We start from the raw sequence: 7,230 nt of genomic DNA, 5'->3' as shown, positions 1-7,230 counted from the left end.
TCGGCGGGGGGCGATGGGCAGAGCACGGGCCGTGCCTGCGAAGGGCCATCTGAATTCCAACGGAATCCACTTGAGAGACAACGGCCAACTTGAGCCAGGCGACGCTGAACACCCCTCGCGACTGCGCACTTCCAGCGGGAAAGACACACGCCTGGCGACGGGGGCTTGACGAGCGACTCCGGCGTGGTATACTGGCGATCGCTGGCGGACATCCGGGTGCCCCCCTCATCTGGATGTCTGCCGGCGCGTTTCTTGCTGTGATTGCACGCCCCTCCACGGCTTCTCGAGTACCATTGTACAATCGACGAGTGCTCCATTCACGGGAAGAAGCGACCGATCGGACTGGCCGTAGGCCTTCCCCTTGAGCCTTGATGGCTTGAACTGCAAGGAGCGCGTGTACGCTCCCTTTCACCCGACCGAATCTCAGCGGAGGCCGCTGATCATCCCAATGCACACTCCCGGGGTTCGAAACCGTTGCTGCAGGAATCTCGCCCAGGCGGGCCGGGCCCCCCTCATTCCACGGATCGCTACACAGCCGGTGGGAGTCGGGCGGGCGAGCAGAACCTTGCAGAACATGCGATTGCCCTGACCTTGGAAGCCACTGCTGGCGGTTGCGATCAATCTTGGGGAAGATGAGGGGTCGGCGACCTCCAGCCGACCAGGGTGAGGTGGCAGCCTCGTTTGCACGGACTCGATGCAGAGCGCAGATGGAGCATCCAATCTGGTGAGAGCCTCTGAATTTGGATGGGGACAGAACGTAGAGGTCGTGCCTGCCTGCGGAGACCAAACGTCGCGTAGGGCGTGATCTGTCTGAGGTTCAACAGATTACCGGGTCGGCCTTGTACTGATAGGTGACGATGCGAGATGGGGAAGACGCGTGGGTGGGATGGCATGAGGGGGAACCGTTGACAAGGCGGCCGAACAGGCCTGACAGCGAGTGAGGATGCCAAAACTGGCTATATCTGCTCCGGGATCGGCAACACACGTCGCTGGCGGACTAGTCAGCCGGCTGACTAGCGGCTTGGGCTCCGGCGGCTTCTCGCGGGTGGAGCTCTTCACCGTGGTGACCGTGGTTGTGTTCGGCCTGTTCAATGTTCTGATGATTCCTCTGGGTGCCGGGTACGATGAGGAAACTCATCTCGTCCGTGTGTGGGAACTGTCGCACTTCCGCTTCGTTCCGAACGAAGTGATCGGACCTGAACGCCCGTTCCCCGCCATCTATTGGGATCTCTCCTACAGGAGATCGCCGCTGGTGGGCCCGGTTAGTGCGGGGTTCTGGAAGGAATACGGGGCCAAGCCCATTGATGCTGAAGGCTACATCTACAGTGGACTCCCAACGAGATCTACGTATTCCCCGGTTACCTTGCTTCCGCAGTCCTTGGCCATGAGGTATCTGGGCAGGAAGTTCCAGCTCTCCGCGCTGCAGGCTTTCTATGGGAGCCGACTTGCAGGTCTTGTGACCTACGCACTTCTGGTCTGGTTGGCGGTCCGGTTCACTCCGGTTGGAAAGTGGGCGATCGCGATCGCAGCCACACTTCCAATGGCGCTCTTTCAAGCCTCCACGATAAACGCGGATGTGGTGACGAACGGTATCGGGCTACTTTTCATTGCGATATCCCTGTACCTCTCAACCCGCGATGGCCTGAGGTGGTATGAGGTAATGCTTCTGATTGCGTCGCTGATTCTGCTATTCGGGGTCAAGCCGAACACCGCAGTGCTTGCCCTGTTGATACTGATGATTGTGCCTCACGCAAGGCGGCGAAACACGGGAAAGACGATGGCGGTTGTAGTCGTTGCGCTAGCTCTCTTTGTCGTGGAAGTTCTGGGCTGGAATGCGATTGTGGTCTCACGGTCACGAAGTGGGGTTGAAGGTGCCGACGCAGGGCGGCAAGTAGAGTGGATCGTGCGGCATCTGGATCTCTTCGCAGGAGTAATGTTTCGCGATCTACTCAGGAACGGCGGGGAGTACGCAAGGGGGATGCTGGGTGAATATGGATATGGATACTGGGCTCCTCCCGCGATCGTGTACTTGCTTTCGCCCATAGCCCTGCTCGGGGTTGTGTTTGCTGAGACCACAGGTAGTCCTCCTCCGCGAAGATCTCGGATCGTCATTGCTGCTGTCTTGGCGCTTGGATACCTCGCCACAATTGGCGCACTCTACGTGACGGTGTCGCGGATTGCGAGCCCTGAAGTGACAGGCGTGCAGGGGCGATATCTTCTGCCGTTCGTGCCTCTGGCCCTGATCCCGTTTGTTGGTGCTGGGAATGCCGTCACCGGTCGCTGGGCAACACGCGCTGTGGTAGGCACGGCGTGGATCAGCCTTGCGGCGTATTCAGCAGGCATATACCTGTCGTACCATGTCACATGCGGCACTCAGGCATATCGAACAGGCCTGTGCTATCAGCCCGTCTACAAGAACTGGGCTCCCGACGACAGCTACTCCCCCCCGGCTCCGCCGGAAGGCCTGGTGCAGGAAGTCATCCCCGAGTGCAATGGCATGGAAGAAGTCCGTCTCTGGGTGAACGCCTTGGGCTCAAACCCGGAAGCGCGGACAACATTCCTCTTGCGCGATCCATCTCGCGACCAGGATGTGGTACTGCAGAGCACATATAATCGGGACCTTCCAGCGGGAGGGTGGCTCACTCTCGGGTTCCCTGTCGAAGAAGACTCGGCGGGTCACTACTATCAGCTCAAGGTGCTCGGCGGAGAGTCGGATGAATCCGGGTCTGTGCGCGTAGCCTTGACGCTTCAGCCGGAGTATTCGCTGGGCAAACTGTATATGGGAGAGAGCGAACAAAGGACCGACCTCGTCTTCCAGTATGGGTGCAGACTTGGTCTCGAGAAGGTGAGGCGGTCCTTGATTGAGCGAATCTCCAGGTGAGTGGGTTCGCTGGTCATGATGGACCAGTGAACGCGGGAATCTGATGAAGCTATCGGTGGCGACAGGTGTTCACGATCTGAGGACACCTGCGTCGGCGCAATGGCCAGAGAGCGGGCTTGTCAGTCACGCAGGGTGCGCAGGAAGGGACTCGTCTTTGGCTTCAGCTAGAACTGTACGACCGTAGCGAGGGTGGATTACCGCGGAATGCGGACTGCGAGACGACGGGCGGCTGGCAGCACTTTCGTATCGGACGGGATAGGCGCGATCCGTGCCAGGCGAAAGAGTATCGGATCGAGCACGGGAAAACGAAGAGGCCGGAGTTCAAGGGCGTTCAACATAGTGAAACGAGAGTTGCCTTGGAGAAGGCCGCGGAAGGCATCAAGATCGGTGTATTCTCTCAGTATTCTCTCAGGTGGGAGCGGTCGAGGACGGTCCTGCCGTCTCGTCTGCGGAAGTACCAGGCCCACGGGCGCTTGAAGACGGCCGTGATTTGTGCTCGACCTCCCGGTTTCATCACGCGGCGAATTTCGTCCAAGTAAGCAGTTTCACTCGTCACGTGTTCCATTATCATTGTGGAAATGACGAAGTCGATGCTGTGATCGGGTATGGCCGGGACAGACTCGGCCCAGGCGGTGGGGGCGGTGATGAACGGGAAGCGGGCTTTCACGCGATTCAAACGCCGAGCGTCGTTATCGACGGCATAGACTGGCATGGCCGGAGAGATGTATCCGAGACGGTCAAGGATGGCGAAGAATGAACCATCTCCGCAGCAAATGTCGGCGAGAGCCAGCGGGCCTGCCGGCATGTGATCACACAGTAGCCGAGGAAGGGTTGAGACGTCGAAATGCCGGGCGGTGTCGTTGTATCGGTGTCTCTGACTAGGGATGACTGGATCCGACTGTCCAGGATTCGGCCTTTCCAGTGGCGGTGGAAGAGCTCGTGCCTGGCGGGCGACGGTTCCCGCCAACGCGTCGGATCCCAGGCAGTGTTGCGACTACGCCGGACGGCGCCACATCGCTCTGTCGGATGAGACAGGTCAGTTTGGCTAGGGAAAGTCCTTGAGGCCTATCCTCAGTAACGAATTGGAGATGGCGAGATCGAGGCGGGAAGGGAGATCGATCTTGGCGCGACTGGCCGCGCATTCTCTCGTGCAGCACCTGGAGATGCCGAATAGACCTGGATACCCGGATTTCGGAGAACCCTCGGTAAGGTGGTGGAATCCATTTGATCAGGGTCGTTTGGCAGCCTCCTCGCCGGGTCCGGGATCCTGCGGCACCTCTCCCACCTTGGCGTTGTGAAGAGCTTCTTCTCGGACAAGGGTAACAACCAGAGAAGCAAGTCGGTGCTGTTGGCCGAGTATGTGTGCAAAGAGGAAGATGCAGAAAACGACAAATACATAAAGGAGAAGGTCGGTTCCTCTGCCTATGCCAATGCTGTTAGCGATGAGCGAGGTCAAGTTTGGCCACGCTGCGAGCACCAGGCCGATGCCCACGAGGACTACAATGGCCCAGCGCTGAGAGAGAGCGTTCTTGGCAGCGAAGACATAGACGAGAACAATAACAAGCCCGAGGGCTATAAGGATCTGGCTAGTCTGCATCGCCTGCGAGGCCTCCGACAAGTGTTTCCCAAAGGATACCTAAGCCGTTCCAAAGCCTCTGCCCTTTCGAGCGCGAGTACGCGGTATAGTCAATGGTCACTGGAACCTCGATGTAAGTCAGACCAGCCCGCCGTATCTGCCCAATGATCTCGGATGCGTGGGCCATACCGGCCTGACGAATGCGGACTCTTCCTGCAGCGAACCTGGTAAACGCGCGCAGGCCGTTGTGGGCGTCGGTCACGCTTAGCCCCGTTGTGAGTCGGGTGAAGAACGCCGCAAGTCTGAGGACTATGATGCGGGTGAACGGAATCCCAGGAGCGCGGGTGCCATCTTTGAATCGCGAGCCGATAGCGACGTCCGCTCCAGATTCTTGCATGGCGGATATTAGGGCGGCGATGTCCTCAACCCGGTGTTGCCCGTCAGCGTCAAAGGTCACAATATGAGTGCACTCCGGGAAGGACAGCGCGTAGGCTATCCCTGTCTGGAGAGCGGCACCCTGGCCTAGATTTGTGACGTGCCGAAGCACATGGACGGGAATGGTTAGGGCCACGCTTGAAGTGCCGTCCGTCGAGCCGTCGTCGACCGCAACTACCAGGTAGCCTGCAGTTACCAGGCTGCTGAGCGTGCGATGGAGGATATGGGCCTCGTTGTAGGCGGGTACAACAACGAACGGTGTGACCTGGCGATCCATCTCAATGGAATTGTATACCGAGTGGGGCGAGTTGTCATTATGGGCATGCCTATCGCATTGGATGGCAGGATGGGCCGCAAGACGGGTATCCTTATCGTTTCTCACGAAGTGACTGAGTGTCCCTACAGCATGCAGGATGCTCCCCTGGTCAATCCAGGAGGCCTGGCCCGAACCCAAGAGGTGCAGTCTTGAAATCGGGAACTCACTGCGCGGGCTCACCTGTAGTGAGCATTATCACCCCATCGCTCAATCAGGGGGCGTTCATTCGGCAAGCGGTCCAGTCGGTCTTGATGCAGGGCTATCCTCATGTAGAGTGCATTGTGATCGATGGGGGGTCGACTGACGAGACCATCAATATCCTGGAGGAGTTTGCGGCGAGAATCGTCTGGATAAGTGAGCCTGACACAGGACAGGCAAATGCTGTCAACAAGGGCCTGCGCCTTGCACGAGGAGAGCTGTTCGGCTACCTGAACGCGGATGATCTACTGTGCCGTGGTGCGATTGCGAGGGTAGTGGAAGCCTTCAACAACCATCCTGACGTGGCGTGGTTGACAGGCAGGTGCAGGATAGTTGATGAGGCGGGGATAGACCGCCGACGAGCCGTCCGACTGTACAAGGACATCCTTCTCTTGGCCGGGAGTTATCGCCTGCTGAGTGTGACGAACTACATTTCTCAGCCAGCGACCTTCTGGCGAAGGGACACCATGGACGAAGTGGGATTGCTCGACGAGAATCTAGAGTACGTCATGGACTATGAATACTGGCTGAGGCTCTGGCAGAGGCATCGGCCACTCATCGTCAGGGACGTGCTTGCGGTTTTCAGGGTTCACTCTTCTTCAAAGACGAGTTCGCGAGGCCACTTGGAAGAGTACATCACAGAAGAGAGAGAAGTTGTGAAGCGGTATGTGAGGACTCTCCCCTGGGTGGTGCTTCATGAGCTGCATCGTCGGGTGATGACCCTGGGGTACGCAGAGTTGAACCGGCGATCCCGGTTGCGCTAGCCTGTTTCCTCCCCTCAGAGCAGCATCAGCCCCTCCTCCTGAACGAAGTGCTGCACTCGGTGAGTCTGGCCGGCGACGGGACGACGCGCGTAATCATGCCGGGCGTGGAACATCTGAAGGCGGCAACTGGCCCTCGGCGGGGGATCCGTTTCTTGCTCAAACCCTGGACCGGTTGGAGCGCAAACAGCTTTGAGAGGCGCGGAGGGCAGAGAGTTGCCACTAGTGAGGGTAAGCGACGAACGGTCTGCAGCCCTGGGCGCAGATCACCTGGGTCAGCGTTGCGCCCACAAGCGGGCGCCATGGGCGCCATCGCGCCCGGTTCTGCCCACTAGCCGGCTACGAACAACCTGCTCAGAGCGCGACGCGGCTTGGGAATCCCCATCACCGGGTGCATGGTTTCCTCGCTCAACAACCGGCAGAGACATTGCCCCGCCAACTGCCGGGGCAATGCTCGGAGCCCAGGGGCGCGACAATGGCGAGATTCTCCACCTGCTGGCGGATGCTGCGATGGCGCCCATCGAGAAGGTCATTCAGGCTGTCCGCCACCTGATTGTGCTCCATGGCATGCAGCATGCGGGCTTTCTCTTGCTGCGAGCCCGGCCACGCCGGCGTCGATGATCAATACCGTCCTGCCCTCAGAATCCCGCGATTGACGGGTCGGCATTCTTCGTCTCCTCGTTGCCGGGGCTCGAGCGGATCAGCTGCGGGCGATGATCGGCCGCAGCGCGTCGACCAGCCGCTGGATCTCGTCCTCGGTGTTGTAGTGCACTAGGCCAACCCGCACCATCCCGCCCTGGCTCTCCAGTCCCAAGCGGTCGGTGACGGCCAGGGCATAGTAGTTGCCGTCCCAGACCTGGATCCCTCCCGCTCCTAGCGCCGAGGCAATGGCGCGCGGGTGTGTGCCGGGGACCGTGAACGAAACCGTGGGTACACGCCTGTGCATCTGCGCCGGGTCGGTGATGCCATGGATCCGGACGCCGGGAATCGACTGCAAGCGCTCGATCAGTGCCGCGCTCATGGGTTGCTCGTGTCGGCGTATCGCGTGCATGCTCTGCTGCAG

Annotated in this window: 7 protein-coding genes; 3 read left to right on the top strand and 4 right to left on the bottom strand. The window is 59.5% G+C overall.

The window, feature by feature from the left end:
- Positions 1–943 precede the first annotated feature (943 nt).
- Entirely contained in the window at positions 944–2,881 is a 1,938-nt protein-coding gene (locus MUO23_11425) for a DUF2142 domain-containing protein (protein ID MCJ7513566.1), read from the top strand.
- Between the two features lie 397 nt (positions 2,882–3,278).
- On the opposite strand, the gene MUO23_11420 is transcribed toward MUO23_11425, so the two are convergent.
- The 3 genes from MUO23_11420 to MUO23_11410 all read right to left on the bottom strand — a co-directional run bounded on the left by MUO23_11420 (position 3,279) and on the right by MUO23_11410 (position 5,169).
- Complete coding sequence (locus MUO23_11420; GenBank protein MCJ7513565.1) at positions 3,279–3,686, bottom strand: class I SAM-dependent methyltransferase; 408 nt, start codon at positions 3,684–3,686, stop codon at positions 3,279–3,281.
- A gap of 423 nt (positions 3,687–4,109) precedes the next feature.
- Positions 4,110–4,478: a DUF2304 domain-containing protein gene (locus tag MUO23_11415; protein ID MCJ7513564.1), complete on the bottom strand. Its 369-nt coding sequence runs from the start codon at positions 4,476–4,478 to the stop codon at positions 4,110–4,112.
- Complete coding sequence (locus MUO23_11410) at positions 4,468–5,169, bottom strand: glycosyltransferase family 2 protein (GenBank protein ID MCJ7513563.1); 702 nt, start codon at positions 5,167–5,169, stop codon at positions 4,468–4,470. The genes MUO23_11415 and MUO23_11410 overlap by 11 nt, the downstream gene beginning before the upstream one ends.
- Positions 5,170–5,393: 224 nt before the next feature.
- Between MUO23_11410 and MUO23_11405 the strand changes: the two genes are divergently transcribed.
- The gene (locus MUO23_11405) at positions 5,394–6,170 is read left to right on the top strand and encodes a glycosyltransferase (protein ID MCJ7513562.1); all 777 of its coding nucleotides are present in this window, start codon (positions 5,394–5,396) and stop codon (positions 6,168–6,170) included.
- A gap of 447 nt (positions 6,171–6,617) precedes the next feature.
- On the top strand, positions 6,618–6,788 hold the full coding sequence (locus tag MUO23_11400) for a hypothetical protein (protein MCJ7513561.1): 171 nt from the start codon (positions 6,618–6,620) through the stop codon (positions 6,786–6,788).
- A 79-nt stretch (positions 6,789–6,867) separates the two neighbouring features.
- Here the strand turns inward: MUO23_11400 and MUO23_11395 are convergent.
- Positions 6,868–7,230 (bottom strand): aminotransferase class V-fold PLP-dependent enzyme (locus MUO23_11395; GenBank protein ID MCJ7513560.1); only part of this gene is annotated, 363 nt, incomplete at its 5' end.

The sequence above is a fragment of the Anaerolineales bacterium genome (genome assembly GCA_022866145.1).
Taxonomy (GTDB): Bacteria; Chloroflexota; Anaerolineae; order Anaerolineales; family E44-bin32; genus PFL42.
This window is presented reverse-complemented; position numbering and strand designations above follow the sequence as displayed.